This window comes from Streptomyces sp. MH60, from assembly GCF_002939385.1.
Lineage (GTDB): Bacteria > Actinomycetota > Actinomycetes > Streptomycetales > Streptomycetaceae > Streptomyces.
On the sequence record NZ_MULI01000052.1, the window covers coordinates 24,520 to 49,937 of the forward strand.

Annotated in this window: 21 protein-coding genes; 10 read left to right on the forward strand and 11 right to left on the reverse strand. The window is 72.3% G+C overall.

The window, feature by feature from the left end; genetic code table 11:
- The first annotated feature begins 17 nt into the window (after positions 1–17).
- Positions 18–416: a MarR family winged helix-turn-helix transcriptional regulator gene (locus BZZ08_RS26575; RefSeq protein ID WP_104634758.1), complete on the forward strand. Its 399-nt coding sequence runs from the start codon at positions 18–20 to the stop codon at positions 414–416.
- Positions 417–434: 18 nt separating this feature from the next.
- Here the strand turns inward: BZZ08_RS26575 and BZZ08_RS26580 are convergent, their stop codons facing one another.
- From BZZ08_RS26580 to BZZ08_RS26590, 3 genes are all read right to left on the reverse strand, one after another.
- Positions 435–1,175 (reverse strand): maleylpyruvate isomerase family mycothiol-dependent enzyme, encoded by a 741-nt coding sequence (locus tag BZZ08_RS26580; RefSeq protein WP_104634759.1) that lies wholly within the window; start codon positions 1,173–1,175, stop codon positions 435–437.
- Between the two features lie 73 nt (positions 1,176–1,248).
- Positions 1,249–2,421: an MFS transporter gene (locus BZZ08_RS26585; RefSeq protein ID WP_104634760.1), complete on the reverse strand. Its 1,173-nt coding sequence runs from the start codon at positions 2,419–2,421 to the stop codon at positions 1,249–1,251.
- A gap of 130 nt (positions 2,422–2,551) precedes the next feature.
- Positions 2,552–3,574 (reverse strand): LacI family DNA-binding transcriptional regulator, encoded by a 1,023-nt coding sequence (locus BZZ08_RS26590; protein ID WP_104634761.1) that lies wholly within the window; start codon positions 3,572–3,574, stop codon positions 2,552–2,554.
- A gap of 277 nt (positions 3,575–3,851) precedes the next feature.
- Between BZZ08_RS26590 and BZZ08_RS26595 the strand changes: the two genes are divergently transcribed.
- The 6 genes from BZZ08_RS26595 to BZZ08_RS26620 all read left to right on the forward strand — a co-directional run bounded on the left by BZZ08_RS26595 (position 3,852) and on the right by BZZ08_RS26620 (position 12,203).
- Positions 3,852–5,213, forward strand: coding sequence for an ABC transporter substrate-binding protein (locus BZZ08_RS26595; RefSeq protein ID WP_104634762.1), 1,362 nt, complete (start codon positions 3,852–3,854; stop codon positions 5,211–5,213).
- On the forward strand, positions 5,210–6,145 hold the full coding sequence (locus BZZ08_RS26600) for a carbohydrate ABC transporter permease (RefSeq protein WP_104634763.1): 936 nt from the start codon (positions 5,210–5,212) through the stop codon (positions 6,143–6,145). The genes BZZ08_RS26595 and BZZ08_RS26600 overlap by 4 nt, the downstream gene beginning before the upstream one ends.
- A gap of 2 nt (positions 6,146–6,147) precedes the next feature.
- Entirely contained in the window at positions 6,148–7,029 is an 882-nt protein-coding gene (locus BZZ08_RS26605) for a carbohydrate ABC transporter permease (RefSeq protein WP_104634764.1), read from the forward strand.
- A gap of 59 nt (positions 7,030–7,088) precedes the next feature.
- Complete coding sequence (locus BZZ08_RS26610; protein ID WP_104634765.1) at positions 7,089–9,170, forward strand: glycoside hydrolase family 2 protein; 2,082 nt, start codon at positions 7,089–7,091, stop codon at positions 9,168–9,170.
- 65 nt (positions 9,171–9,235) lie between these two features.
- Positions 9,236–10,903: a sialidase family protein gene (locus tag BZZ08_RS26615; RefSeq protein WP_104634766.1), complete on the forward strand. Its 1,668-nt coding sequence runs from the start codon at positions 9,236–9,238 to the stop codon at positions 10,901–10,903.
- A 55-nt stretch (positions 10,904–10,958) separates the two neighbouring features.
- On the forward strand, positions 10,959–12,203 hold the full coding sequence (locus BZZ08_RS26620; RefSeq protein ID WP_104634776.1) for an ROK family protein: 1,245 nt from the start codon (positions 10,959–10,961) through the stop codon (positions 12,201–12,203).
- Positions 12,204–12,249: 46 nt separating this feature from the next.
- Here the strand turns inward: BZZ08_RS26620 and BZZ08_RS26625 are convergent, their stop codons facing one another.
- The 4 genes from BZZ08_RS26625 to BZZ08_RS26640 are packed head-to-tail and all read right to left on the reverse strand — an operon-like array spanning position 12,250 to position 16,791.
- Positions 12,250–13,653 carry a GH1 family beta-glucosidase gene (locus tag BZZ08_RS26625; RefSeq protein ID WP_104634767.1) on the reverse strand — a complete coding sequence of 468 codons (1,404 nt, stop codon included), beginning with the start codon at positions 13,651–13,653 and terminating at the stop codon, positions 12,250–12,252.
- 41 nt (positions 13,654–13,694) lie between these two features.
- Positions 13,695–14,522 (reverse strand): carbohydrate ABC transporter permease, encoded by an 828-nt coding sequence (locus BZZ08_RS26630; protein WP_104634768.1) that lies wholly within the window; start codon positions 14,520–14,522, stop codon positions 13,695–13,697.
- Between the two features lie 5 nt (positions 14,523–14,527).
- Positions 14,528–15,481 (reverse strand): carbohydrate ABC transporter permease, encoded by a 954-nt coding sequence (locus tag BZZ08_RS26635; RefSeq protein WP_198601708.1) that lies wholly within the window; start codon positions 15,479–15,481, stop codon positions 14,528–14,530.
- 23 nt (positions 15,482–15,504) lie between these two features.
- Entirely contained in the window at positions 15,505–16,791 is a 1,287-nt protein-coding gene (locus tag BZZ08_RS26640; RefSeq protein ID WP_241965571.1) for an ABC transporter substrate-binding protein, read from the reverse strand.
- Positions 16,792–17,074: 283 nt separating this feature from the next.
- Between BZZ08_RS26640 and yicI the strand changes: the two genes are divergently transcribed.
- On the forward strand, positions 17,075–19,345 hold the full coding sequence (gene yicI / locus BZZ08_RS26645) for an alpha-xylosidase (protein WP_104634770.1): 2,271 nt from the start codon (positions 17,075–17,077) through the stop codon (positions 19,343–19,345).
- Between the two features lie 93 nt (positions 19,346–19,438).
- Here the strand turns inward: yicI and BZZ08_RS26650 are convergent, their stop codons facing one another.
- The 3 genes from BZZ08_RS26650 to BZZ08_RS26665 form a co-directional block, all read right to left on the reverse strand.
- On the reverse strand, positions 19,439–20,641 hold the full coding sequence (locus tag BZZ08_RS26650; protein WP_104634771.1) for a cysteine desulfurase-like protein: 1,203 nt from the start codon (positions 20,639–20,641) through the stop codon (positions 19,439–19,441).
- A gap of 509 nt (positions 20,642–21,150) precedes the next feature.
- Complete coding sequence (locus tag BZZ08_RS26660; RefSeq protein ID WP_104634772.1) at positions 21,151–22,224, reverse strand: hypothetical protein; 1,074 nt, start codon at positions 22,222–22,224, stop codon at positions 21,151–21,153.
- Between the two features lie 11 nt (positions 22,225–22,235).
- Entirely contained in the window at positions 22,236–22,838 is a 603-nt protein-coding gene (locus BZZ08_RS26665; RefSeq protein WP_104634773.1) for a Dps family protein, read from the reverse strand.
- A gap of 209 nt (positions 22,839–23,047) precedes the next feature.
- Between BZZ08_RS26665 and BZZ08_RS26670 the strand changes: the two genes are divergently transcribed.
- Positions 23,048–24,163 (forward strand): Gfo/Idh/MocA family protein, encoded by a 1,116-nt coding sequence (locus BZZ08_RS26670; RefSeq protein WP_104634774.1) that lies wholly within the window; start codon positions 23,048–23,050, stop codon positions 24,161–24,163.
- A 131-nt stretch (positions 24,164–24,294) separates the two neighbouring features.
- Positions 24,295–24,747 carry a phospholipase gene (locus BZZ08_RS26675; protein WP_104634775.1) on the forward strand — a complete coding sequence of 151 codons (453 nt, stop codon included), beginning with the start codon at positions 24,295–24,297 and terminating at the stop codon, positions 24,745–24,747.
- Here the strand turns inward: BZZ08_RS26675 and BZZ08_RS26680 are convergent.
- A complete protein-coding gene (locus BZZ08_RS26680) occupies positions 24,720–25,271 on the reverse strand; it encodes a phosphatase PAP2 family protein (protein ID WP_241965572.1) in 552 nt (183 codons plus the stop codon). The genes BZZ08_RS26675 and BZZ08_RS26680 overlap by 28 nt on opposite strands.
- Positions 25,272–25,418: the final 147 nt, after the last annotated feature.

Below are 25,418 nucleotides of genomic sequence, written 5' to 3' on the forward strand. Positions count from 1 at the left end.
TCTGCTACGGTGCGCGGATGGCGGCGAAGAAGGCCGAACAGGCGCTCGTGAGCCGGTGGCGCTCGATCCTGGTCCTCCACGCCCGCGTCCAGTGCGAACTCGACCGTGCGCTGCACGGACACGGGCTGTGCGGCAGCGACTTCGAGGTTCTCGACGTCCTGGCCGGGTCACCGGACGAGGACGGTCGCGGCTCCCGCGGATACCGCCTCCAGCAGATCTCCGAGCGGGTCCACCTCAGTCAGAGCGCGTTGTCGCGGCTGGTCGCCCGGCTGGAGAGGGACGGCCTCGTCGCACGCGCCATGTGCCCCGAGGACCGGCGGGGCGTGCGGGTGGCGCTCACCCCGCAGGGGCGCGCCCGGCACGGCGAGGCGCTTCCGGTGCAGCGGGCGGTGCTGCACCGGCTGCTGTCCGGCTGACCCGCTTCGCCGTCCGGCTCACTTCCAGGTGACGCCCGACCGCTCGCGCCACAACGCGGCGAGCGCGCCGTCGCCGGTCACCTCCGGGAACGGCCGGCGGTTCCACAGCGCCGGGTAGAGCAGTGCGGCCGGGCCGGACAGCTCGCAGTCGGCGTCCCCGGCGTCCTCCCGCACGGTCACCGGCGGCTGCGCGGACAGCCGTACGGTCCACACGGCGTCCGGCGCGTCCGTCGCCCGCACCCGCAGCGTGCGGGGCTCCTCGGTGCGTACGGCGCTCTTCGGACGGGCGTGGAAGGCGCACAGCAGCTCGTCGATGCCGTCCACCGCGAAGTCCACGCCGACACCGGTGGGTTCACCGCCGCGGGCCGACTCGGCGTCGATCCGGTGCACGGTCGTCTCGTGGGCCTGCCGCCGGGCCCAGAAGGCGAGCGGTGACGGCGCGGGCAGGAAGTGCCAGCACCGCACGTCGGGCGCGGCGCCCGCGAGGGTGTCGACGAGCCGCCGGTGCCCCTCCCGGAACCAGGTCAGGAGCGGGGCACCGTCGAGGCCGGGTGGGTCGGCGGCGGGCCGGGGGCCGGGGTGCCCCTCGGCGACGAACGCCGTCGCCCAGCGGTGCACCGTCCCCGTGTGCCGCAGCAGGTCCCGCACCCGCCAGCCGGGGCAGGTCGGCACCTCGGCGTCACTGCCCGCCGCCTCGGCGGCCGCGGCCAGCAACGCACCTTCACGGTCCAGGATCTCGACGTACGCGGCGGTCTTCATGGCAGGGAGTGTGCCGCATGGGGCGGACTTGGAGGCAGGCCCCCGGCACGTTCCCGAGGGGCGGCGGCAGGGCTCAGCCGGTAGCCGCCGCGCGCCGCGTCGCGACCGCGACCAGCACGGCCACCGCCGCGAGGGCGGCCACGCTGGTGAGGGCGGCGGACAGGGACAGCCAGTCGGCCATGAAACCGATCGCGGGCGGACCGAGCAGCATGCCGCCGTAGCCCAGGGTGGAGGCGGTCGCGACACCGCTGGGGCCGCCGAGCGCGCCGGCCCGCTCGATGGCGACCGGGAAGATGTTGGCGAGCCCGAGGCCGGTGATCGCGAAGCCGAACAGCGCCGCCCCCACGGAGGGGGCGAGCGAGCCGAGCAGCATCCCGGCCACCGCGGTGGTGCCGCCCGCCACCACCGTGGCCGTCCGGCCCAGGCGTTCCAGCAGCGTCGTCCCGGTCAATCGGCCGACGGTCATGGCGAGCGCGAAACACGCGTAGCCCGCCGCCGCCAGGCCCGGGGAGGCGTCGAGGTCCTGCGCCAGGTGCAGGGCGCCCCAGTCGGCCATCGCGCCCTCGCCGTACGCCGTGCACAGGGCGATCAGCCCGAAGGTGAGGACCAGGCGACGGGTACGGCGGTCCCGGCGGCGCGGGGTGCCGTCCTGCTCGGGCCTGCGCTCCGGCGGCGCGGCGGGCTCGCAGCGCAGCAGGGCACGGCCGGCGAACAGGGTGACCAGCAGGCCGGTCACGGTGAGGGCGAGCAGGTGCCGCGTCGGCGACAGCGCCCCGGCGACCAGCCCGCCGAGCCCCGCGCCGACCATGCCGCCGAGGCTGAACGCCGCGTGGAAGCTGGGCATGATCGGGCGCCCCAGTACGGCCACCAGGTCGACCGCGGCGCTGTTGAAGGCGACGTTGATCCCGCCGTACGCGCTGCCGAAGAGCAGCAGTACGGCGCCGAGGGCGAGCGCCGAGTGGGTGAGCGGGGGCAGGGCGATGCTGAGGCAGAGCAGGACCGCGCAGGCGACGGTGACGGGGTGGCTGCCGTAGCGGCGGACGAGCCGTCCGGTGAGGGTCATGGTGACGACGGCGCCCGCCGAGACACCGAGCAGGGCGAGTCCCAGGGCGCTGGCGGAGGCGCCGGTCTGCTCCTTGATGGCAGGGATCCGGACCACCCACCCGGCGAAGACGAAGCCGTCGAGGGCGAAGAAGGCGGTCAGGGCGGCTCGGAGACGGGTGAGGTCGGCGCGGGTGCCCGGCACGGCGCTGTGCGATCGGGCTTTGTTTATTTGCGGCACAAAGTCAGGCTAGGTGCCGGGCGGGGACGCGGCAAGGGTGCCCGGCGGCGTCCGGTGCCGGAAGGGCCAGGACGCCGGGGGTGCCGGGCGGCCGTCAGTCGACCGGCGCCCCCACCGTGCTCTGCCGCACCAGCAGCCGGTGCGGCGCCTTGGCCTCCGTCGGCGCGGGCGCCGAACCGTCGATCACGCCGAGCAGGGTGCTCACCGCCGTGCGCGCGATCGCGGCCTTGTCCGGGGCGACGGTGGTCAGCGACGGCGAGCTGTACCGGCCCTCCTGGATGCCGTCGACCCCCACGACGGCGATGTCGTCGGGCACCCGTACGCCGGCCCGGGCCAGGGTGTGCATGGCGCCGATGGCCAGCAGGTCGTTGTAGCAGAAGACCGCGTCGGGCGGCTCGGGCAGGGCGAGCAGGCGTTCCATGGCCTCGGCGCCGAGGTGGCGGTGGAAACGCGGGGTGGGGACGATCAGCTCCTCGTCGACGGTGAGACCGGCCCGTTCCAGTGCCTGGCGGTATCCCGTCGTACGCAACTGGGCGGTCTCGCCGGTGCTGTAGGGCTGGTCGCCGATGGCCGCGATGCGCCGGCGGCCGAGGCCGAGCAGATGCTCCGTCGCCTCCCGGGCCGCGACGATGTTGTCGATCGCCACGTGGTGGAAGCTGCCGTTGAAGATGTGCTCGCCGAGCAGCACGACCGGCACCCTGTTGGTGCGCCGGCGCAGCTCGTCCGCGGAGATGGACAGCGGGCTCAGGAGCAGGCCGTCGAACATCGTGGCGCGGGACTCGCGGCCCAGCAGCTCCCGCTCGCGGTCGCCGTCGCCGTCGGTCTGGTCGAGCATGACGACGTACCCGTGGGTGCGGGCCGCGGTGATCACCTCGCGGGCCAGTTCGGCGAAGTACGGCACGTCCAGCTCGGGGACGACCAGGGCGATCATGCCGCTGCGGCCCCGGCGGAGATTGCGGGCCACCAGGTTCGGCCGGTAGTCGAGTTCGTCGAGCGCGGCCTGCACCCGGACCCGCAACTCGTCGGAGACGGGCACCGAACCGTTGACCACGTTGGACACGGTGCGGATCGAGACTCCGGCGCGTCGGGCGACGTCGCGGAGTGTGGAGCCGGCCATCCAGTTCCCCCTCACGGCCCCCGCGGGGCTTCGGTCGGCAGCATCTCGCGTTCGCGCCGGTGCGGACCGGCGCTGACGCAGGTTGATGTTACTCAGCTATTGCATCGTTGCAAAAGGCGCAGCATCATCTCTGCATCGTTGCAAAGCACGGGCGGCGGCACGGGCCACGTCCGTGCCGCCGCGCCGCCGACGACGCCTGCGCGCGTCCACGTCCCTTCCTGCCCAGCCACCCCGTCCCACGCATCCCAGCCCGCATTCCGACCGAGGAGCCGTGCTCATGTCCAGATCATTCGTCCCCCGGCGCAGCGTTCTGCGCGGCGCGCTCGGCGCCGGCGCGCTCGCCGCGGCCGCCGGTCCCCTCGCCGCGTGCGCCCCCGGATCCTCCGGGTCCGAGCCGCGCAAGCTCACCGGGACGCCGAGTGCGTCGGCCAAGGGCGAGATCACCATCTGGAACCGCTCCGGCGACCTGTTCAAGGTCTTCGACGCGGCCATCGACGCCTTCCGCAAGGCATACCCGGGCATCAAGGTCAACCACCAGGCCGTCGACATCGACGCCAAGCTCGCCAACACCCTGATCAGCGGCACCGACCTGCCCGACGGCAGCTTCTGGGACGACGCCAAGATCGGCGGCCAGGCGGAGCACCTGTACGACCTCACCGACCTGATAGCGCCCTACCGCGACAAGACCTCGGCGTACAAGCTGTCGGTCAACACCGTCGACGGCCGGATCTACGGCGTGCCCTGGGACCTCGACCCCGGGCTGCTCTGGTACCGCGAGGACCTGCTGGAGGACGCCGGAGTCGACCCGGCCGGGCTGAAGACCTACGACGACCTGCTGGCGGCGGCCCGGTCGCTGCGCGAGAAGAACCCGAAGGCCCGCCCCCTCCACATGGAGAAGGACCCCTTCCTCGGCCAGCTCTGGCTGGAGATGCTCGCCGGCCAGCAGGGCACCAGCCTCGCCGACGCCGAAGGCCGGGTGCGGCTGGACTCCAAGGAGTACCGCAACATCCTCAACTGGGTCCGGGACGCCGTCGACGACGACCTGGTCACCCACGCCGAATACCTCAAGCAGGCCGACCTCGCCGCCCTGGAGAACGGTCAGCAGGCCCTGGTCCCGTGGGCGGTGTGGTGGTCCTTCGCACCCCAGCAGCTGCTCAAGAAGGGCAAGGGCGCGTGGCGGGCCGCACCCCTGCCGGCCTGGACCCCGGGCGGAGCGCGCAGCGGCGCCATGGGCGGCAGCAGCTTCATCATCCCGGCGAAGGCGAAGAACCCCGAACTCGCCTGGCTGCTGTACGAGTTCTTGTGCTTCAAGGAGCCAGGCTACAGCGCCGTCTACGGCCCCAGCGAGGTCTACCCGGACGGTCTGACCACCTCGGTGCCGAGCTACGGACCCGCCCGCCGCCCCGACAAGCCGCTGTTCGAACCGGTGGCCGCGCTCGGCGGACAGGACCTGTGGAAGGTCGCCGTGGACGCCGCCGACACCATCCCGTCCGCCGCGCCGATCCCGGCCTGGTGGGCCAAGTCCGTCGACTACCTCGGCAACAACCTCCAGCGCCTCATCGAGGGGAAGATGGCACCCGACGACGTCATCGACGACTCCACCAAGAAGATCCAGCGCAACCTGGTGGACCGCGCATGACCTCCGGCACCCTCACCCCGCCGCGCAAGGAACGGTCGGCACCGGCCTCGCCGCGCCCCGCCCGCCGCTCCCGGCGCAAGCCCTTCCTCGCGCCCTACCTCTTCGTCGCGCCGTTCTACGTGGTCTTCGCGGCCTTCGGCGTCTACCCCCTCGTCTTCGCGCTCCAGTTGAGCTTCACCGACTGGAAGGGCGCCGGCGAGGCGAACTTCATCGGCCTGGAGAACTACACCTACCTGCTCACCAGCGAGGAGTTCTGGTCCTCGCTGGGCAACAGCGCGGTGATGTGGCTGCTGATCGTGCCCCTCCAGATCGTCGGCGGCCTGGCCGCGGCGGTGCTGCTGGCCAACGCCCGGCTGCGGCTGCGCGGCATGTTCCGGGTCGCCTTCATCGCACCCTTCGTCACCCCGCTGGTGGCGATGGCCCAGGTGTGGATCGTCGCCTTCGACACCGACTACGGACTGGTCAACCACCTGTTCGACCTCGTCGGCCTGCCCGACGTGGACTGGCTCCAGTCGACCGCCTGGGCCAAACCCACGCTCGCGCTGCTGTTCCTGTGGAAGACCACCGGGTTCGCGATCATCATCCTGCTCGCCGGGCTCCAAGCGGTGCCCGCCGACGTGTACGAGGCCGCCGCCCTCGACGGCGCCTCCCGCAAGCGGCAGTTCTGGTCGCTGACCCTGCCACTGGTCCGGCGCAGCATCGCCTTCCTCGTCGTGGTGCAGACCCTCGCGGTGTTCCAGATGTTCGCCGAGCCGTTCGTCGTCACCCAGGGCGGCCCGTACGGCTCGACCACCACCGGCGGGCTCTACCTCTACAACCACATCCTGGCGTCCGACCTCGGGACCGGCGCCGCGAACTCCTTCCTGCTCGTGCTGCTGGTGTTCGCCCTGTCCCTGCTGTCCGTGCGCCTGCTCCGCTCCCGAGACGAGTGACCATGACCAGCCAGACCAAGAAGACGAGCAGGAGTCTGTCCCAGCCCCGGCCGGGGCCGCTCCAGTACCTCGTGCTCGGCCTCCTCGCCCTCGTGTTCGTCTATCCCATCTGGTGGGCCGTCAGCTCCTCGCTGAAGCCGCCGGCCGACATCGTCCGCGACCCCCTGTCCTTCTCGCTCGGCTCGGCCACGCTCGACAACTACCGGGCCATGTTCGACGACGTGCCGATCGGGACCGGGTTCGTCAACACCGTGCTCGTCGTGGCCGTCAAGGGCGCGATGACCATGTTCTTCTGCCCGCTGGCCGGCTACGCCTTCGCCAAGTACCGCTTCCCCGGCAAGAACCTGCTCTTCGGCGTGCTGATGCTCACCCTGATGCTGCCGACCCTCGTGCTGGTCATCCCGCTGCTCCTGGAGATGAGCGAACTGGGCTGGGTCAACACGTACGAGGCGCTGATCCTGCCCGGCAGCATCGACGCCTTCAGCATCTTCTGGATGCGGCAGACCATCGCCGCCGTACCCGACGAACTCCTTGACGCCGGGCGGGTGGACGGGGCGAGCGAGTTCGGCATCTTCGCCAGGATCGTGGTGCCGGTCATCCGGCCGGGCATCGCCGCGCTCGGCGTCCTGACCGCCATGAACATCTACAACGACTTCGTCTGGCCGGTCGTCGCCGTCAACGACGAGAGCCACCAGACGCTCCAGGTCGTGCTCTCCACCCTCGCACAGAACGTCACCGGCAACCGGGTCGGCGCCGACTTCGCCACCGTGTGGGGCGAACTGCTCGCCGCCGGAAGCATCGCGATGCTGCCCGTGCTCGCCCTGTTCGTCCTGCTGCAACGCCACTTCATCAACGGGATCCTCGCGGGCAGCGTCAAGGGCTGACCTCCCCCCGTACACCGCCGACCGCCCCACAGCCGCACCGAATCGGAGCACACACGCCCATGACCACCCCCCGTCCGGAATACCCCCGCCCGCACTTCGACCGGTCCCACTCCTGGCTCAGCCTCAACGGCACCTGGGACTTCCGCGCCGATCCCGCCGAGCGGTACTCCGCCGACGCGTCCGACGGCTACGACCGCGCCATCACCGTGCCCTTCGCCTGGGAGACGCCCGCCTCGGGCATCGCCGAGCACTGGCTGCAGACCGCCTGGTACCGGCGCAGGTTCACCGTGCCCGCCGACTGGGCCGGACAGCGCGTCGTGCTGCACTTCGGCGCCGTGCACCACGCCGCCACGGTCTGGGTGAACGGCACCGAGGTCGCCCACCACGAGGGCGGCTACACCCCCTTCGCCGCCGACGTCACCGACGCGCTCGGCGACGGCGATCACCTGCTCACGGTGCGGGTCCACGCCCCGGCGGACAAGCGGGACATCGCCCACGGCAAGCAGCGCAGCATGCCCCGCGACGACTACGACGGCGTCTGCTTCACCCCGTCCTCCGGCATCTGGCAGAGCGTCTGGCTGGAAGCCCGCCCCGCCACCCACCTCGCCGCGCTCCGGCTGCGCCCCAACGACGACCTGACCGGCATCACCGTCGAAGCCGTCGTGCACGGCCCCGCGGCGGACCGCGCCGAACTCCGGCTGCGGGTGCGCGACGAGGACACCGCCGTCACGGCGACCGTGGACGCCGACGGACGGATCAGCACCGAACTCCCGCTCGTCGCGCCCCGGTTGTGGTCCCCCGAGGACCCGCACCTCTACCACGTGGACGCCGAACTCACCTCCGCCGACGGCACCGACCGGGTCGCCGCCTACACCGGGCTGCGCACCATCACCGCCGACGGCGAAGCCCTTTACCTCAACGGGCGGCGGCTGTTCGTACGCGGCGTGCTCGACCAGGGCTACTGGCCCGGGACCGGCATAACCGCCCCCGACGACACCGCCCTGCGCCGCGACCTCGAACTCGCCGCCGAGGCCGGCTACAACCTCGTCCGCAAACACCTCAAGCTGGAGGACCCCCGCTTCGTCCACCACGCCGACACCCTCGGCATGCTGCTGTGGGCCGAACCCGCCTCGCCCGGCCACTTCTCGCCCGCCTCCGTCACCGCCTTCGCCGAGCAGATCGAGCCGATGGTCGAACGCGACGGCAACAGCCCCGCCATCGTCATCTGGGGCCTGTACAACGAGGAATGGGGCCTGGACTGGGACATCCCCGGCGACCCGGCCAAGCAGCGCGCCACCGCCGACGCCTACGACCGCCTCAAGGTCCTCGACGCCACCCGTCCGGTCGTCGACAACTCCGGCTGGACCCACGTCAGGACCGACCTGCTCGACTGGCACTACTACGACGAGAGCGCCGCCTCCTGGGCCACCACCGTCGCCGACCTGCTCTCCGGCGAACGCGACGACTTCCCCGTCAAGCTCGGCCCCGACTTCGTCGTCCACAAGAAGCTCGCCGTCCCCGGTCAGCCGCTGCGCGGCCTGCCCAACCTCAACAGCGAGTACGGCGGCGGCTTCACCGGCCTGGACCGCGCCTGGCACCTGCGCTGGCAGACCCAGGAGCTGCGCCGTCACGACCGGCTCGCCGGGTATGTGTACACCGAGCTGTACGACATCGAGCACGAGAGCGCGGGACTGCTGGACTTCGGGCGCGGCACGAAGGACCTCGCGGGCGTCGACCCGGCCCACGCCAACGCGCCGACGACCCTGGTCCTGGACGTGACGCCGGTGGCACCGGGCCGCGACCTGCTCACCTCCGACAGAGACTTCACGGTCGACGTGCACGTCTCCCACCACGGCGCCGATCCGGTCGCGGGCACCCTGCACACCACCTGGACCCCGGTGTACGCCAGGACGCCCGACGCGCCCGGCGACGCCGTCCCCGGCTGCCGCGCGGAGGCCAAGCCGCACGTCCTCGGCGCCCCCGTCACCGTGCCCGCCGCGCTGCCCGAGGGCTGGACCAGCGGCCGGCTGCACCTGGCGCTGGTCGTGGACGGCACCGTGGCCGCCCGGACCGCGCTGGACGTGGACACGCGGACCGACCCGTACATCGGCGACGACCCACTGGCCCGCCCCACCGCCTGACCGCCGGCCCACCCCACCCACCGATCCCGCACCACCCGACATCCCCACCACCAAGGAGTCGACCCGTGCGCAACCCATCACTCACGCACAGAAGATCACCGGCCCTGCTCGGCGTCCTCGCCCTGCTCACGGCCCTGCTGTCCCTGTGGTCGCAGCCCGCGTCGGCGGCGCCCGCCGGGCAGGTCCTGGCGTCACCCGACCTCGCGGCCCACCCGCAGGGCGACAACAGCTACCCCCGCGCCGTCCGCCTCGACCACGACGGCTCGGCCGGCCAGACCATGCTGGCCACCTACGCCAAGCGCGAACAGGGCGCCACCAACACGCTGCCCGTCCACCGCAGCACCGACGGCGGCCGCACCTGGAGCACCGCCCCGATCTCCACCCTCACCTCGCACACCCCGGGCTGGGACATCGAGGCACCCGTCCTCTACGAGGTGCCGCGCACCGCGAACGGCCTGAACCAGGGCGACCTCCTCGCCGCCGGCACCGCCTGGCAGGCTGGTGACTACACCACGCAGCGCGTCGAGGTCTTCAAGAGCACCGACCACGGCGGGAGCTGGCAGTACCTCTCCGACTGCACCCGCACCAGCGGCCTGCCCGACACCATCGGGCACGGCATCTGGGAACCCTGGTTCCTGCTGGCCCCCGACAACACTCTGGCCTGCTTCATCTCCGACGAGCGGCCCGCGAACAGCCCCACCAACAACCAGGTCATCGGCCACTACACCTCGACCGACGGCGGCCGCACCTGGAGCGGCACGCTCACCCAGGACGTCGCCTTCCCCGCGGACAACCTGGCCCGCCCCGGGATGTCGATCGTCGTCCCGCTGCCCGACGGGCGGTTCATGATGGCGTACGAGATGTGCCGGGACGCCACCGACGCCGACCACGCCTGCGAGGTGTACACCAAGACCAGCCCCGACGGCCTGAACTGGGCGCCCGCCGACAACCCCGGGACCCTGGTGCGCACCGCCGACGGCAGGGAGCTGCTGCACACCCCGTATCTCGCCTGGGTACCGGGCGGCGGCCCCGATGGCACCCTGCTGATGTCCGGCCAGCGCGTGGTGAGCGGACCCACCGGGAACAAGACCGTCCTGTCGGAGTCCGGCACCGTGGTGTTCGCCAACACCCGCCTCGGCGCGGGGGAGTGGACCGAGATCGAGGCCCCGGTGCTGACCGATCCCACCGGCGGCTACAACCCCGGCGAGCCTTCCTGCCCGGGCTACAGCTCACCGATCGTGCCGCGCGCCGACGGCACCTCCTTCCTGTACCTGACCGCCACCTGGCTCGGCACCGGCAACCAGTGCCAGGTCCGCTTCGGCACCGGCGGCCTCGGCGGACCGGTCGGCCAGGTCACCACGCCGTGGGTCGCGGGCAAGTGCCTCGACGTCGACACCAACACCAGCCGCAACGGCAACGCCGCCCAGCTGTGGGACTGCAGCACCGCCACCGGCCAGCGCTGGTCGGTGGCCCCGGACGGCACGGTGCGCGCGTTCGGCAAGTGCCTGGACATCGACGGCAACGGCACGGCCAACTTCACCAAGGTCCAGGTGTGGGACTGCGCCCCGGGCGTCGGCGGCCAGCAGTGGCGCCACCGGAGCGACGGCTCGCTGTTCAACCCCCAGTCCGGCCGCTGCCTGGACATCTCCTCCGGCGGCACCGCCAACGGCACCAGGCTGCAGATCTACGACTGCAACGGTCTCGGCACCCAGAAGTGGAACCTGCCGGTCTAGCCGCGGGAGCACCCGGGGCCGACGGCCCCGGGTGTCGCATACGCTCGACGGCACCATGATGAACAACCTCACCCCCTTGGCGCCGAAGGCCGACAAGGCCACGGTCAGACGGCACAACCTCAGCCTGGTCCTGAGGGCCGTGCACGATGTGGGGGAGGCGACACGGGCCGGGGTCGCCGCGCATGTCGGACTGACCCGCGCGGCGGTGTCGTCCCTGGTCGAGCAGTTGCTGGAGTACGGCTTCGTCGCCGAGTGGGGCAAGACCAGCAGCGGCCAGGCGGGACGGCCCGGCACCGTCCTGAAGGTGTCCCGCTCGGGTCCGGCGGGCCTCGGCGTCGAGATTAACATCGACTACATCGCGGTGTGCGTGGTCGACCTCGCCGGTACCGACCGGGTGCGGCTCGTGGAGCACGTCGACAACCGCGGCGTCCAGCCCTCCGAGGTCCTGGCGCGCGCGGCCCGGCTGGCGGCGCGCGCCATCGGCTCGGCGGCGGAACAGGACCTCGTACCGGCCGGCGCCCATGTCGCCCTGCCGGGCCTGGTGACCGGCGGCACCGTGCGCCAGGCACCCAACCTGGGCTGGCAGCGGGTCGCCGTCGAGGGACTGTTCGCGCAGGCGCTCCTCGCCCTGCGCCCCGCACACCGGCCCCTGCCGGTCAGCTCCGACAACGAGGCCAACGCCGCCGCCCTCGCCGAGCTGTGGTTCGGCGCCGGTACCGAGGGCGTGCGCAGCTTCCTGTACCTGACCGGCGAGATCGGCATCGGAGGCGCCCTCGTGCTGGGCGGCGAGCTGCTGCGCGGCGCGCACGGCTTCGCCGGGGAGATCGGGCACATGGTCGTCGACCCGGAGGGCCCGCTGTGCCGGTGCGGCGCCCACGGCTGCCTGGAGCAGTACGCCGGACAGGCCGCGCTGCTCGGCGCCGCGGGCATCGACGCGGACACGGGTGGTGCCCAGGGCGTCGCCGAACTCGGACGCCGTGCCCGGCGGGGCGACCTGTCCGCGCTGTCGGCGATCGAACGCGCCGGGCGGCAACTGGGCGTCGTGGTCTCGGGGGCGGTGAACCTCTTCGACCCCGAGGCGGTGATGCTCGGCGGTGTCTACCGCGAGCTGATGGAGTGGCTCGCCCCCGCCGTCGACCGCGAACTCGCCCTGCGCGTGGTGTCCGGGCTGTGGAGCGAGGACGGGAAACGGCTGCGGGCCGCGTCGTCACTCGGCGACGCGGCCCGGGGCGCGGCCGGCGTGATCGTCCGCGAGGTGCTGGCCGACCCGGCGGCGTACGCGGAGCGGGACGCGGGCTGACGCGGAGGGCGGCCGTCCGTCGGCCCTCCGCGTCAGCCCGCCCCGGTCACCCGCGGTTCGCGGCGATCATCTCCCGGTACCAGCGGTAGCTGTCCTTCGGCGTGCGCTCCTGGGTGTCGTAGTCGACCCGTACGATGCCGAAGCGCTTGTCGTAGCCGTACGCCCACTCGAAGTTGTCCAGCAGCGACCACACGTAGTACCCGCGCACGTCCACGCCCGCGTCGATCGCCGCCCGCAGCGCGGTGAGGTGGTCGCGCAGGTAGGCGACCCGGTCGGTGTCGTGCACCGTGCCGTCGGCGGCGGGCGCGTCGTCCTCCGCCGAGCCGTTCTCCGTGATGTGCACCGGCGGGAGCGCGTCGCCGTACTGCTGCTTCAGGGCGACCAGCAGGTCGGTGAAGCTGTCCGGCACGACCGGCCAGTCCATCGCCGTGTGCCGCACCCCGGGGTGCCGTACCTCCTCGTAGCGGTTGTCCGTCGCCACGCGCCGCGCCGGATCGCTCTCGCGGTAGGGGGCGTCGGCGACCACGATCGGCCGGTAGTAGTTGACGCCGAGGAAGTCCAGGGGCTGGGAGATCAGCTCCAGGTCGCCGTCGCGCCGGAAGTCCGCCCCGGTGATCAGCTCGCCCCAGGTCTCCTCCTCGGTGGCCGGGTAGCGGCCCGCGAGGATCGGCTCGGTCCACACCAGGTTGTGCTGGGTGTCCGCGCGCACCACCGCCGCCAGGTCGGCCGGGGAGTCGGTGGCCGGCAGGTTGCGGTCCAGGTTGAGCGTGATGCCGACCTCGCGCACCCCGGCCGCGCGCAGCGCCTTCACGGCCAGTCCGTGGCCGACCAGCAGGTGGTGGGCGGCGGCCAGCGCGCCCCGGCCCTCCTTGGCGCCGGGCGCGTGCCGGCCGATGGAGTAGCCGAGGAAGGAGCTGCACCACGGCTCGTTGAGGGTGATCCAGCGCGGCACCCGGTCGCCGAGGTGCTCCGCGACGACCGCCGCGTACTCGGCGAACCGCTCCGCCGTCTCCCGCACCCGCCAGCCGCCCCCGGCGGCGGAGCCGCTGTCGGACGGAGTCTCCAGCGCCTGCGGCAGGTCCCAGTGGTAGAGGGTGGCGGCCGGTTCGATGCCCGCCGCCAGCAGTTCGTCCACCAGGCGGGAGTAGAAGTCGAGGCCCTTGGCGTTCACCGCGCCCGAGCCGTCCGGCACGATGCGCGGCCAGGCGATCGAGAAGCGGTACGAGTCCACACCGAGGTCGCGCAGCAGGGCCACGTCCTCGGGGTAGCGGTGGTAGTGGTCGCAGGCCACGTCCCCCGTGTCGCCGTTCGCCACCAGACCGGGGGTGTGGCTGTAGGTGTCCCAGATCGACGGACCGCGGCCGTCCTCCCGGGCCGCGCCCTCGATCTGGTACGAGGCGGTCGCGGCGCCGAGGACGAAGCCGGGCGGGAAACTGGGGTACTCACTCATGCTGTGCTGCTCATCTCCCTGCGTACGGGGTGGTGCGAGGTTCACTTGACGGAGCCGCCGGAGATCCCGGCGGCGATGTACTTCTGGGCGAGGACGAGGAGGATCGCCGCCGGCACCGCCGACAGCACGGAGGCCGCCATCACCGAACCCCAGTCGCCGACGTGCGCGCCGATGTACTGGTAGATGCCCAGGGTGATGGGCTTGACGTCGTCGGTCGTGTTCAGGGTGAGCGCGAACATGAAGTCGCTCCACGAGAACAGGAACGCGAACAGGCCCGAGGTGATCAGGGAGTTGCGGCTCATCGGCAGCACGACCCGTACGAACGTCCGCACCGGCCCTGCGCCGTCGATCTGCGCCGCCTCGATCACCTCGCCCGGGATCGACACCATGAAGGAGCGCATCAGCACGATGGAGAACGGGATGCCCAGCGAGGCGTCCGCCAGCATCAGGCCGAAGTAGGAGTTGACCAGGCCCAGGTCGACGTAGGAGTTGTAGAGCGCGTTGGCGATGACGATGCCCGGCACCATCTGGGTGATCAGCGTGCCGAACACGATGGTGCGCGAGCCGCGCAGCCCGAACCGGGCGAGTCCGTACGCGGCGGGCGCCGAGACGGCCAGGCAGATGGCGACCGCGCCGAGCGAGACCGCCAGCGAGGTCAGCAGGTGCCCGCCCTGGTCGCTGATCGCCTTGGAGAAGCCGGACAGGTCCAGGCTGCCCGGCACCGGGTCGACCTGGAGCAGCCCCGAGTCGGGCTGGAGGGCGGTGTTGAGCATCCAGTACAGCGGGAACAGCATCACGCACAGGATGAGCACGCCGGCGACGGTGGAGCCCCAGCGGCGCCGGGAGGCGGTGGGCGGGTGGGAGGCCATGGACGTCACTTCCCCTCGGTGCGGTTGGCCCGCAGGTAGAACACCGCGAACACGGCGGAGATCAGGATGAGTACGTTGCCGACCACGGCGCCCGCGCCGAAGTCCAGCTGGACGAAGGAGTTCTGGTAGGTCAGGGTGCCGAGCGTCTGGGTGGCGTCGGCCGGTCCGCCGTCGGTCAGGGCGAGGATCAGGTCGAGGATCTTCACCGTCGACATGAAGCCCAGCACGAGGACGACCGTGACGACGGGCTTGAGCATCGGCAGGGTCACCGAGCGGAAGGTCCGCCAGGCCGAGGCACCGTCCAGCGCGGCCGCCTCGTGCAGCTCCTTCGGGATCTCCTGGAGACCGCCGTACAGGATGACCATGTTGAACGGGATGCCGATCCAGATGTTGACCAGGATGACCGACACCAGGGCCATCTCGGGGCTGGTCAGCCAGGGGGTGTGACCGCCGATCCCGAGGGTGTCCAGGAACGAGTTGAGCACGCCCGTGTCCTGGTCGAGGATGCGCCGCCAGACGATGCCGGACACCACCATGGGCACCAGCCAGGGCAGCAGGATCAGCGAGCGCAGCACCCCGTTCAGCGGGAAGCGGCGGCTGAAGAACACCGCGAGGGCCAGACCGATGCAGAACTGGCCGAGCAGCGAGCCCGCCGTGAAGACGAGCGTGTGCCACAGGGCCTTGCCGAACAGGGCGTCCTGGAACACGTTGGACCAGTTGTCGGCGCCGTTGAAGGGCGCCTCACCGGTGAAGAAGGTCTTCGGCGTGTAGTCCTGGAAGCTCATCACGACGTTGCGCACGAGCGGGTAGCCGAAGAACAGCAGCATGAAGACGACGGCGGGGGCGACGAACCCCCACTGGGTGAGCCTGCGGCGGCGCGCGATCCGGCCGGGGTCGGGCGCGGCGGCGGACCCGGACGCCTCGGCGGGAGTCCGCGTGGTGACGGTGGACGTGGGCATGGGCGTGGTCATGGGGGCGTACCTCAGTTCCCGCTCGTGGCCCGCTGCTGGGCGCGCTTCAGGGCGGTCTCACTGGACTGGCCGGTCAGGGCCGACTGGAAGGCGCTCTGCAGCGCGAGCGACACACTCGACCAGCCGGCGCCGAGCTTCGCCGTCCGGGACCGGGCGACGGCCACCTGGTCGGCGAGGGAGTCCAGCTCGGGCACCTTCTCGCGCCAGACGGCGGCCGCCTTGGCGTTGGCCGGGACCATCCAGCTGTTGAGCGCGTAGGTCAGCTGCTCTTTCTCGCTCGCCAGACACGCGACGATCTTTCCGGCCGTCTTCTCCCGGGCCTCGTCACCGGTGTTGGGCACGGTGAGGACGGCACCGCCGAGCGGGCCCACCGAGTCGTCGCCGGCCTCGGGCACCGGGATCGGCGCGATGCCCCAGTGCAGCGACTTGTCGCTGTTGAGGGTCTCCACCTGCCATGGACCGTTGATCATCATCGCCGCGTTCCCGGCCATGAACTGGTCGTTGACGTCCGCCTGGGTCCAGTTGACCGTCGACTTGGAGAGCGAACGGTCCTTCAGCAGGCCCTTCCAGTAGTCCAGGGCCTCGACGACCTTCGGGCCGTCCAGGTCGGTCTCGTCTCCTCCGTTGGACCACATGAACGGCGTGAACTGGAAGACGCCGTCCTCCGCGCCGCCCGCGCTGAGCGCCAGGCCGTACTGCTTGCCCCGCGTGAGCTTCTTCGCCGTCTGGCGCAGCTCGGCCCAGGTGGTGGGCACCTTCACGCCCGCCTTGGCGAGGACGTCCTTGTTGTAGAAGAGGGCGAGGGTGTTCACGGAGCGGGCCGCGCCGTAGTACGTGCCCTTGTACGAGCCGAAGTCGACGATGCCGTCGGGGATGTCGTCGGTGCTCAGCCCGAGGCTCCTGAGGTCGGCCAGGCCGCCCGCGTCGGCGAAGGTCGGCATCTCGGAGGCGTCGAACTGCACGATGTCGGGCAGCGACTTGGACGAGGCCATGCGCAGCGCCTTCGTCATCACCTGCGCCGCCGGGACGCTCTGCTGCTCGATGGTGACGCCCAGCTCCTTGCCGCAGCGGGCCATCGCCTCCGCGTCCCAGCGGTGGTACGACTCGTCGGTCGAGGAGTTCATCACGGTGTACGTGCCGGCGTCGCGCTGCTGTCCGCAGCCGGCCAGTGCCGCCCCGGCGACCAGCACGGACACCGCGGTGAACGGGGCGACGACTCGGCGTGAGCGTCCTCGCCCGCGGCGCGCGGCAGCCGGGGGGTGTGCTGTCAAGGCGAGCGAGGTGAAGCGCTTCGACATGGTGCGGCCCTTGCTGTCGTACCGTCCGGCTTCCTCGCCGGACTGTTTTGTTTGATGAGATGACTAATACGTCACCAACCCGCTTCCGCGCTAGAGGAAAGTGGCCCCCCTCTCTCTGCTGCGCCGGGTGAGGAGGTTGTTCTCATGCGTAATAGTGCCAGCTCAACGGGCTGGAGACGCAGCAAACACCTCGGCGCCGGGATTTGTTTTGTGTACGATCAAAACGCTGTGAGACGGCCCCCGTGCTCCCACCCGACAGCTCCCGCCCCACCCAAGGAAGATCATGAAGTTCACCGACGGCTTCTGGCTCATCCGCGAGGGCGTGCATCTCTCGTACGCCACCGAGGTACGCGATGTACGCCCCGAATCGAAGCGCTTCACCGCCCATGCCGCCGTGAAGAAGGTGACGCGGAGGGGGGACACGCTCAACGCGCCGCTGCTCACGGTCGAGTGCTTCTCTCCCGCCGAGGGCGTCATCGGCGTCCGCGTCACCCACCACGCCGGCAAGCGCCGGCCGGGCCCCGACTTCACCCTCTCCGGGACGGCGGACGGCGCCGGCGAGGTACGTCAGGACGGCACCGTCACCGAGCTGACCAGCGGCCCGCTCGCCCTCCGCCTGGACCGCGAGGGCCCCTGGGGCCTCACCTTCCACGGCGCGGACGGGCGTGAGCTGACCCGCGCCGACGCCAAGGGCACCGCCTTCGCCACCACCGGCGACGGCGCCCACCACATGCTCAGCCGCCTCGCCCTCGGCGTCGGCGAGCAGATCTACGGCCTCGGCGAGCGCTTCACCCCGTTCGTCAAGAACGGCCAGGTCGTCGACATGTGGCAGGCCGACGGCGGCACCAGCAGCGAGCAGGCCTACAAGAACATCCCGTTCTACCTCTCCTCGCGCGGCTACGGCGTCTTCGTCAACCACCCCGGCGCGGTCTCCTTCGAGGTCGGCTCCGAGTCCGTCGGCCAGGTCCAGTTCAGCGTCGAGGACCAGACGCTGGAGTACTACGTCGTCGCCGGACCCACCCCCAAGGACGTCCTCACCCGCTACACCGCCCTCACCGGCCGCCCCGCCCTGCCGCCGGCCTGGTCCTTCGGCCTGTGGCTCACCACCTCCTTCACCACGTCGTACGACGAGCGGACGGTGACGTCCTTCGTGGACGGCATGGCCGAGCGCGGCATCCCGCTCTCCGTCTTCCACTTCGACTGCTTCTGGATGCGCGAGTACCAGTGGTGCGACTTCGAATGGGACCCGGACGTCTTCCCGGACCCGGACGGCATGCTCGCCCGGCTCAAGGCCAAGGGGCTGCGGGTCAGCGCCTGGATCAACCCCTACATCGCCCAGAAGTCCCCGCTCTTCGACGAGGCCGCCGCCCTCGGGCACCTGGTGCGCAGGCCGGACGGCGACATCTGGCAGTGGGACCTGTGGCAGGCCGGCATGGGCCTGGTCGACTTCACCAGCCCCGCCGCCCGCGACTGGTACGCCGGGAAGCTCAAGCCGCTGCTCGACCAGGGCGTGGACTGCTTCAAGACCGACTTCGGCGAGCGCATCCCCACCGACGTGGTCTGGCACGACGGCTCCGACCCGGAGCGCATGCACAACTACTACACGCACCTGTTCAACCGCACCGTCTTCGAACTCCTGGAGAAGGAGCGCGGCCAGGGCGAGGCCGTCCTCTTCGCCCGCTCGGCGACCGCGGGCGGCCAGCAGTACCCCGTCCACTGGGGCGGCGACTGCTGGTCGTCCTTCGAGGCGATGGCCGAGTCGCTGCGGGGCGGCCTGTCCCTGTCCCTGAGCGGCTTCGGCTTCTGGAGCCATGACATCGGCGGCTTCGAGGGCACACCCGACCCGGCGGTCTTCAAGCGCTGGCTCGCCTTCGGCCTGCTCTCCTCGCACAGCCGGCTGCACGGCTCCTCGTCGTACCGGGTGCCGTGGGAGTTCGGCGAGGAGGCCGTCGACGTCGCCCGCCGCTTCACCCTCCTCAAGCACCGCCTGATGCCCTACCTGTACGGCGTCGCCGCCGAGGCGCACCGCACCGGCGTGCCGATGATGCGGCCGATGGTCCTGGAGTTCCCGCACGACCCGGCGTGCCGCCCGCTGGACCGCCAGTACATGCTCGGCTCCGACGTCCTGGTCGCCCCGGTCTTCACCGAGGACGGAGAGGTCGAGGTCTACCTCCCCGAGGGCACCTGGACCCACCTCCTGACCGGCGAGCGCGTCACCGGCCCGGCCTGGCGCACCGAACGGCACGGCTACGACAGCCTGCCCCTGTACGTCCGTGAGGGCGCCGTCCTGCCGCTGGCCTCGGACGACCGGCGGCCCGACGGCGACTGGCTGGACGCGCCGACCCTGCTGGTCCACCCGTCCGCCGACGCCAACTACGCGGCCGAGGTCACCGTGCCCGACCTGCTGGGCACACCGGCCGCGACGTTCCGCGTCCGGCGCGACGGGGACGCCCTGCGGGTCGCCGCGAGCGGCACCGACCGCCCCTTCACCGTCCGGGTCGCGGGCGGCGCGAGCGCGGAGGGCGCCGGGGAGGTCACTCTGCCCCTGGCCTGACCCTGGCGCGGCGGGTGTGGACCACACGGCGAAGCGGCACGCACGGTGGGGGGCGTGCCGCTTCGCTCCGTCGGGTGTTCCGCGGGGTGTGCCTCAGCGCTCCAGGGCGTCGAGCGCGGTCAGCAGCCGGTCCGCGTCCTCCGCGCTGCTGTACGGCGCGAGACCGACGCGTACGCCGCCCTCGTCGCCGAGGCCCAGGTGGCGCGCGGCCTCCACGGCGTAGAAGGAACCGGCCGGCGCGTCGACCGCCCGCTCGGCGAGCTGCCGGTAGACGTCGGCCGGACGCAGACCCGCCACGGTGAACAGCAGCGTCGGAGTGCGCCGCGCGGCCCGCGAGTACACGGTGATCCCGCCGAGGTCCGCGAGCCCTCGCTCGATCCGCTCGCGCAGCGCGTCCTCGTGCGCCTCCAGCGCCGCGAAGGAGGCGACCAGCCGGTCCCGGCGAGCGCCCCCGGCCTCCGGGTCGAGCCCCGCCAGGAAGTCCACCGCCGCGCTCGCCCCGGCCAGCAACTCGTAGGGCAGAGTGCCCAGTTCGAACCGCTCGGGCACGGTGTCGGCGGACGGCAGCAGCTTGTCCGGGCGCAGCGACTCCAGCAGCTCGGCCCGGCCGGTCAGCACGCCCAGGTGCGGGCCGAGGAACTTGTACGGCGAGCACACCAGGGTGTCCGCGCCCGTCGCCGCCAGGTCCACCACGGCGTGCGAGGCGTAGTGCACCGCGTCGACGTGGAAGTGCGCCCCGTCGGCGTGGGCGAGGGACGCCAGCGCCGGCAGGTCCGGCATGGTCCCGATCAGGTTCGACGCGGCGGTGACCGCGACCAGCCTGGTGCGCGGGCCCAGCACCGCCGCGACGTGCTCGGGCCGCAGCTCGCCCGTGGCCGGGTCGAAGTCCGCCCAGCGCACGCGTGCCCCGGCCGCCTGTGCCGCCTGCACCCACGGCCGGATGTTCGAGTCGTGGTCGAGCCGGGTGACCACCACCTCGTCGCCCGGTCCCCAGCCCTTGGCCAGGGTCCGGGACAGGTCGTAGGTCAGCTGGGTGGCGCTGCGTCCGAAGACGACCGTCCCCGGGGTGGTGCCGAGGAGGTCGGCGAGGGCGGACCGGGCTCCGTCGACGATCCGGTCCGCGTTGCGCTCGCCCTCGGTGGTGCGCCCCCGGTTGGCGAGCGGGGCGGTCAGCGCCCCCGCGATCGCGTCGATCACCGGCTGCGGGGTCTGCGTACCGCCCGGCGCGTCGAACCGCGCGGTACCGGACTTCAGGGCGGGCACGTGCGCGCGGATCGCGGCGACGTCGAGGGCCATGGTGCAACTCCAGGGTCGTGGGTCCGGACGGGAGGACGTCAGGCGATGCGGTCCTTCGGCCGCGGCGGCAGACAGGCGGTACGGCCGGGCCGCACCCCGAGCCGCGTCTGCGACTCCGGCCACATGATCGCAGTCCCCGTGGGGTCGACGACAGGGGGTCGAAGGGGCCCACGGCGGCAAGGCGTTCGGGGAGGGCGGCGGCCACGCCCGGCAGCCCGGTGCGGCCGAGCACGAGCCCGTCCGCCTCCCCGCGCCGCCACCGGGGCCCGGGCCCGCTCGGTGGGCGCGTCGACCATCCGGCCGAGGGAACCGGTCGCCGGGCGCCGGTGTCCAGGGGGAGGACGGGAACGGCGACGCCCCGGATCGGGCCGGCCCGTCCCGTCAGCGCGTAGCGTCGGACCAGGCCGCGTCGCAGCACCGGCGGCACGTTCCCGGCCCCGCTGAGCGGCCCTGAGCACGCACCCGCGATGGCCTGCCGTGCCCTGCCTCCCCTGGGCCCCGGCGGGCGGTCAGGACGCGGCGGCCTCCGGTTCGGCCTCCGGCGGCTCCTTGTCCCGTCCGCCGGGATGCCGGTGCCGCCAGACCCAGAAGACCGCGCAGGACAGCAGTGCCCACCCGGCCAGCACCAGGAACGGGAACGCGTGCTGGTGGCCCTGGAAGTACACCGCGGTGTGCTGGGCGTTGACCGAGGCACCGGGCGGCAGCCACCGGCCGATCACCCCCAGCGGCGACGGCAGCAGCGGCCAGGACACCGCGCCGCCCGAGGAGGGATTGCCGATGATCACCATCAGGCCCCAGGTCGGCAGCATCGCCCACCGGCCGAACAGGGTGTTGAACATGGTGAAGACCATGCCGGACACGAACATCGTGAGCGCCAGGATCAGCCACGACTCGGCGAACGGCAGGTCCACCGCGCCCAGCAGCCAGTCCACCGTCGCCGCGATGACGAACCCGCCGAGCAGCGCGTAGGCCACCGTGAACAGGATGCGCTCCAGCGGGGTGAGCGCCCGCGCGTGCACGCTCAGCTGGATCGCCCCGACGAAGCCGATGATCACGGCGGCCAGGGAGATGTAGAAGATCGCGAGCCCGCGCGGGTCGCCCTGCTGAAGGGGGTTGACGTCCCGGACGGTGACGTGGACGCCGACCTTCTTCCCGACGGCCGGTGCCGTCTGCTCCAGCAGTTCGGCGACCGACGCGCCGGACGCGCCGGACACGTCGAGGACGGCGTCCCGCCCGTCTGCGCGCAGCTCGAAGACCGCGAAGACCTCCTGCTGCTCGATCGCCTCGCGGGCCGCGGCGCGGGTCTCGTAGGGATGCACCCGCACCGAGGTGTCCAGCGCCTTCTCCAGGCCGTAGAGGAACGCCCGGCCGCCCGCCTTCTCGTAGGAGCCGACCACGGCCGTGGGGATCAGGCGCGGCGTCGGGTTCGCCATCGAGTAGGTGTACGAGCCCGCGAAGAAGCCCGCCGCGGCCGCGAGGATCAGCACCAGCACGGTGGCGGGCCAGAACGGCGATTGCCGGAACGCGGACCACCGCCCGCGCACCGGCGGGCTGCCGTCGGCGTCCTGCGACATGTGCGCCATGTCCGGCGGGGTCAGGCGTGGACCAGCGGCGTGTCCACGAGGTGTTCCGCCACGAACCACGCCTGGAGTTCGTTGGTCCGCAGGACCTCGGAGACCAGCAGGTCGTTGGTGCCGTCGTCCCCGTACTCCTGGGTGCGGGCCGCCGCGTCGTGGCACTCGGTCAGGATCAGCTCGTGCGCCTCCAGCAGCCGCGAGAGCATCGACGGCACCTCCTCCACCCCGTCCGGCGGGCGCGGCACGGTGGTGATCTCGGCGACGTGCCGGGGGTCGCCGACCGCGACGCCGCCGAGCGTCTGGACGCGTTCGGCGACGGTGTCGATCAGCTCCAGCTGTTCGCCCGCGTGCTTGTCCAGCAGCAGGTGCAGTTGGTAGAACGTCGCCCCGCGCATCAGCCAGTGGTACTTCTTGTACAGATCGTGGAGGATCCGCGTGTCCGCCAGGACCTTGTTGAGCCGCTGGCAGGAGTAGAGCCGGGTCTCCATGGTCAGTGCCACGGGGAACTGCTTGACGGTGCCGAACTCCTGAATGGTCCGGCCCTTCTGGTGCAGCCAGGGCTGGCTGCCGTCCGACCGGTGCTCCGCGGTCGACGAGGGCTTCGGCTTCGGGGAACTCACGCCTTGACTCCTTCCGGAGAGGACTGAAGGGTGGGCCGGCGCGCTACGGCCGGCCCCGGTCCCCCCGCGACAGTCGACCAGCCGCACGCCCGGCCCGCAAACGGTGGGGGTTGTCCGGGCCATTGCTCCCCGCTTAGGGTCGGCCCTGTTTGAAAGCGCTTTCTGACCGGCGTGCGCACGTCGTGGCGTCGCCGTCCGAGGAGGACCGCATGACTCCACGTCCCGCCCGCCGCCGGGTCGCCGTGGTCGGTACGGGTGCCATCGTCACCGGCGGCCACCTGCCCGCCCTCGCCGCCCACGCCGACCGAGCCGAACTGGTCGCCGCCGTCGACGTGGACCCCGCGCGGCTCGACGCCTTCCGCGCGCAGGTGCCCGGCGAGGTCGCCGGGTACACGTCGACGGGCGCCATGCTGGACGCCGTACGGCCCGACCTGGTCCTGGTCGGTACGCCGCCGTCCCTGCACCGGGAGCAGACGGTGGCCGCGCTCGAGGCGGGGGCCTGGGTGCTGTGCGAGAAGCCGCTGTGCCTCTCCCTCGCCGAGTACGACGACATCGCGGCGGCCGAGAAGGCGTCCGGGGCGTACGCGTCCGTGATCTTCCAGCACCGGTACGGCTCCGGTGCCGCGCACGCCCGTGAGCTGATCGCGAGCGGTGAACTGGGCGCCCCGCTGGTGGCGCACTGCCAGACGACCTGGCACCGCGACGCCGCCTACTACGCGGTGCCGTGGCGCGGACGCTGGTCCACCGAGGGCGGCGGGCCGACCATGGGCCACGGCATCCACCAGTACGACCTGCTGCTGCATCTGCTCGGCCCCTGGGCGGAGATACGGGCCATGGCCTCCCGCCTGGTGCACGACACCGAGAGCGAGGACGTCTCCACGGCCCTGGTGCGCTTCGAGAGCGGCGCCCTCGCCACCGTCGTCAACAGCGTGCTGTCCCCGGACGAGGTGAGCCGGATCCGCGTCGACTGTGCCGACGCGACCGTCGAGTTGACGCACCTGTACGGGCACCGCAACGACGACTGGACCTACACCCCGGCCCGGCACGTCGCGCCCGCACGCGCCGCCGCCTGGCGCACCCCTGCCGCCGACGTGCCCAGCTCGCACACGGCGCAGCTCGGCGCCGTACTGGACGCCTGGGACGCCGGTGTCCGCCCGCCCGGCAGCGGTCCGCAGGCCCGCGCCACGCTGGAGTTCGCCGCGGCCCTGTACAAGGCGGCGTTCACCGGACGTCCGGTGAACGCGGGCGAGATCGCCGCCGGCGACCCCTTCCACGGCGCGATGCACGGCGGCCGCCCCGGCTGGGCTCCCGAAGAGCGGCCGTGACGCGGCCTCAGCACCGGGATGTTCACAGCGAGTTGGGCCGCGCGAGGTGTGAACGGGCGGTGGACATGCGCATCATCTTGACATGAACCTGCGGCCCGACGGGTGGGCCGCGTCCTCATGGAGGTGTGGGAATGCACCGCAGACTCGCCACCGGACTCACCGCCGCGGCCCTGGCCGTGACCACCGTCGCCGCCACCGCCGCGGCCGCCGACGCCGCTCCCGCCGACAAGGCACAGGTACTCGCGAGCTGGACGCAGACCAGCGCGTCCAGCCACAACGCCTGGACCGCCGCACGGGCCAACAAGTCCGCCTGGTCCGCCTACGGTTTCGACTGGACCACCGACTACTGCTCCTCCTCGCCCGACAACCCGTTCGGCTTCCCCTTCAGCACGTCCTGCGCACGGCACGACTTCGGCTACCGCAACTACAAGGACGCGGGCACCTTCAGCGCCAACAAGTCCCGTCTCGACAGCGCCTTCTACGAGGACCTCAAGCGCGTCTGCGCCGGTTACGGCGGCGCCACCAAGACCGCCTGCACCAGCACGGCCTGGACGTACTACCAGGCGGTGAAGGTGCTCGGCTGACGAGCCCGGCCGGGCACCGGAGCCGACGCCGCCGCCAGCGCGGCCGCCGCACTGGCGATGCCCAGGACGGCGCCCGCGGCGACGTCACCGGGATAGTGCACGCCGGTGTGGACCCGGGAGTAGCCGACGGCGCTCGCCAGCGCGCCGAGCGGCACGGCGGCCTCGGGCAGGACGACGCCGACGGCCGTGGCGAACGCGACCGCCGCGGCCGTGTGCCCCGACGGGAACGACGCCGACGCGGGCATCGGCACATACCGGTCCACCGTCACCCGCGCCGCCTCCCGGTCCGGACGCGCCCGGTGCACCAGACGCTTGCCCAGCAGGTTCGTCGCGGCCGACGCCACGGCGACCGCCGCCACGCCGACGAGGGCCGCCCGCCGCGCCCGCGCACCGCTCAGCGCGAGCGCGGCGGCGATGCCGAGCGAGATCTTCGAATGGTCCGCGGCGTGGGACAGGCGCCGCAGCGCCCGGTCGAGCGCGGGCGTGGACGTGGCGGCCACCGCCCCGTACAGCGCGCCGTCCACGGGTGACGCCGTCGGCGTGGGTCGGCCGGTTCATGGGCTCCTGCTCCGCGGGGAGACGGGACCCGAACCATGCTGGTCGTCCGCGGCCCCGGCGGCGCGTGGGCGGGGCCGTCCGGGGGAACGCCGGGAGGAAGCAGAGCCCGGTCC

Excerpts from the sequence above, each read along its gene's own strand:
- BZZ08_RS26575 (WP_104634758.1), top strand. The coding sequence starts at position 18 with ATGGCGGCGAAGAAGGCCGAACAGGCGCTCGTGAGCCGGTGGCGCTCG.
- BZZ08_RS26580 (WP_104634759.1), bottom strand. The coding sequence starts at position 1,175 with ATGAAGACCGCCGCGTACGTCGAGATCCTGGACCGTGAAGGTGCGTTG.
- BZZ08_RS26590 (WP_104634761.1), bottom strand. The coding sequence starts at position 3,574 with ATGGCCGGCTCCACACTCCGCGACGTCGCCCGACGCGCCGGAGTCTCG.
- BZZ08_RS26595 (WP_104634762.1), top strand. The coding sequence starts at position 3,852 with ATGTCCAGATCATTCGTCCCCCGGCGCAGCGTTCTGCGCGGCGCGCTC.
- BZZ08_RS26600 (WP_104634763.1), top strand. The coding sequence starts at position 5,210 with ATGACCTCCGGCACCCTCACCCCGCCGCGCAAGGAACGGTCGGCACCG.
- BZZ08_RS26605 (WP_104634764.1), top strand. The coding sequence starts at position 6,148 with ATGACCAGCCAGACCAAGAAGACGAGCAGGAGTCTGTCCCAGCCCCGG.
- BZZ08_RS26610 (WP_104634765.1), top strand. The coding sequence starts at position 7,089 with ATGACCACCCCCCGTCCGGAATACCCCCGCCCGCACTTCGACCGGTCC.
- BZZ08_RS26620 (WP_104634776.1), top strand. The coding sequence starts at position 10,959 with ATGATGAACAACCTCACCCCCTTGGCGCCGAAGGCCGACAAGGCCACG.
- BZZ08_RS26625 (WP_104634767.1), bottom strand. The coding sequence starts at position 13,653 with ATGAGTGAGTACCCCAGTTTCCCGCCCGGCTTCGTCCTCGGCGCCGCG.
- BZZ08_RS26630 (WP_104634768.1), bottom strand. The coding sequence starts at position 14,522 with ATGGCCTCCCACCCGCCCACCGCCTCCCGGCGCCGCTGGGGCTCCACC.
- BZZ08_RS26635 (WP_198601708.1), bottom strand. The coding sequence starts at position 15,481 with ATGCCCACGTCCACCGTCACCACGCGGACTCCCGCCGAGGCGTCCGGG.
- BZZ08_RS26640 (WP_241965571.1), bottom strand. The coding sequence starts at position 16,791 with ATGTCGAAGCGCTTCACCTCGCTCGCCTTGACAGCACACCCCCCGGCT.
- yicI (WP_104634770.1), top strand. The coding sequence starts at position 17,075 with ATGAAGTTCACCGACGGCTTCTGGCTCATCCGCGAGGGCGTGCATCTC.
- BZZ08_RS26650 (WP_104634771.1), bottom strand. The coding sequence starts at position 20,641 with ATGGCCCTCGACGTCGCCGCGATCCGCGCGCACGTGCCCGCCCTGAAG.
- BZZ08_RS26660 (WP_104634772.1), bottom strand. The coding sequence starts at position 22,224 with ATGGCGCACATGTCGCAGGACGCCGACGGCAGCCCGCCGGTGCGCGGG.
- BZZ08_RS26670 (WP_104634774.1), top strand. The coding sequence starts at position 23,048 with ATGACTCCACGTCCCGCCCGCCGCCGGGTCGCCGTGGTCGGTACGGGT.
- BZZ08_RS26675 (WP_104634775.1), top strand. The coding sequence starts at position 24,295 with ATGCACCGCAGACTCGCCACCGGACTCACCGCCGCGGCCCTGGCCGTG.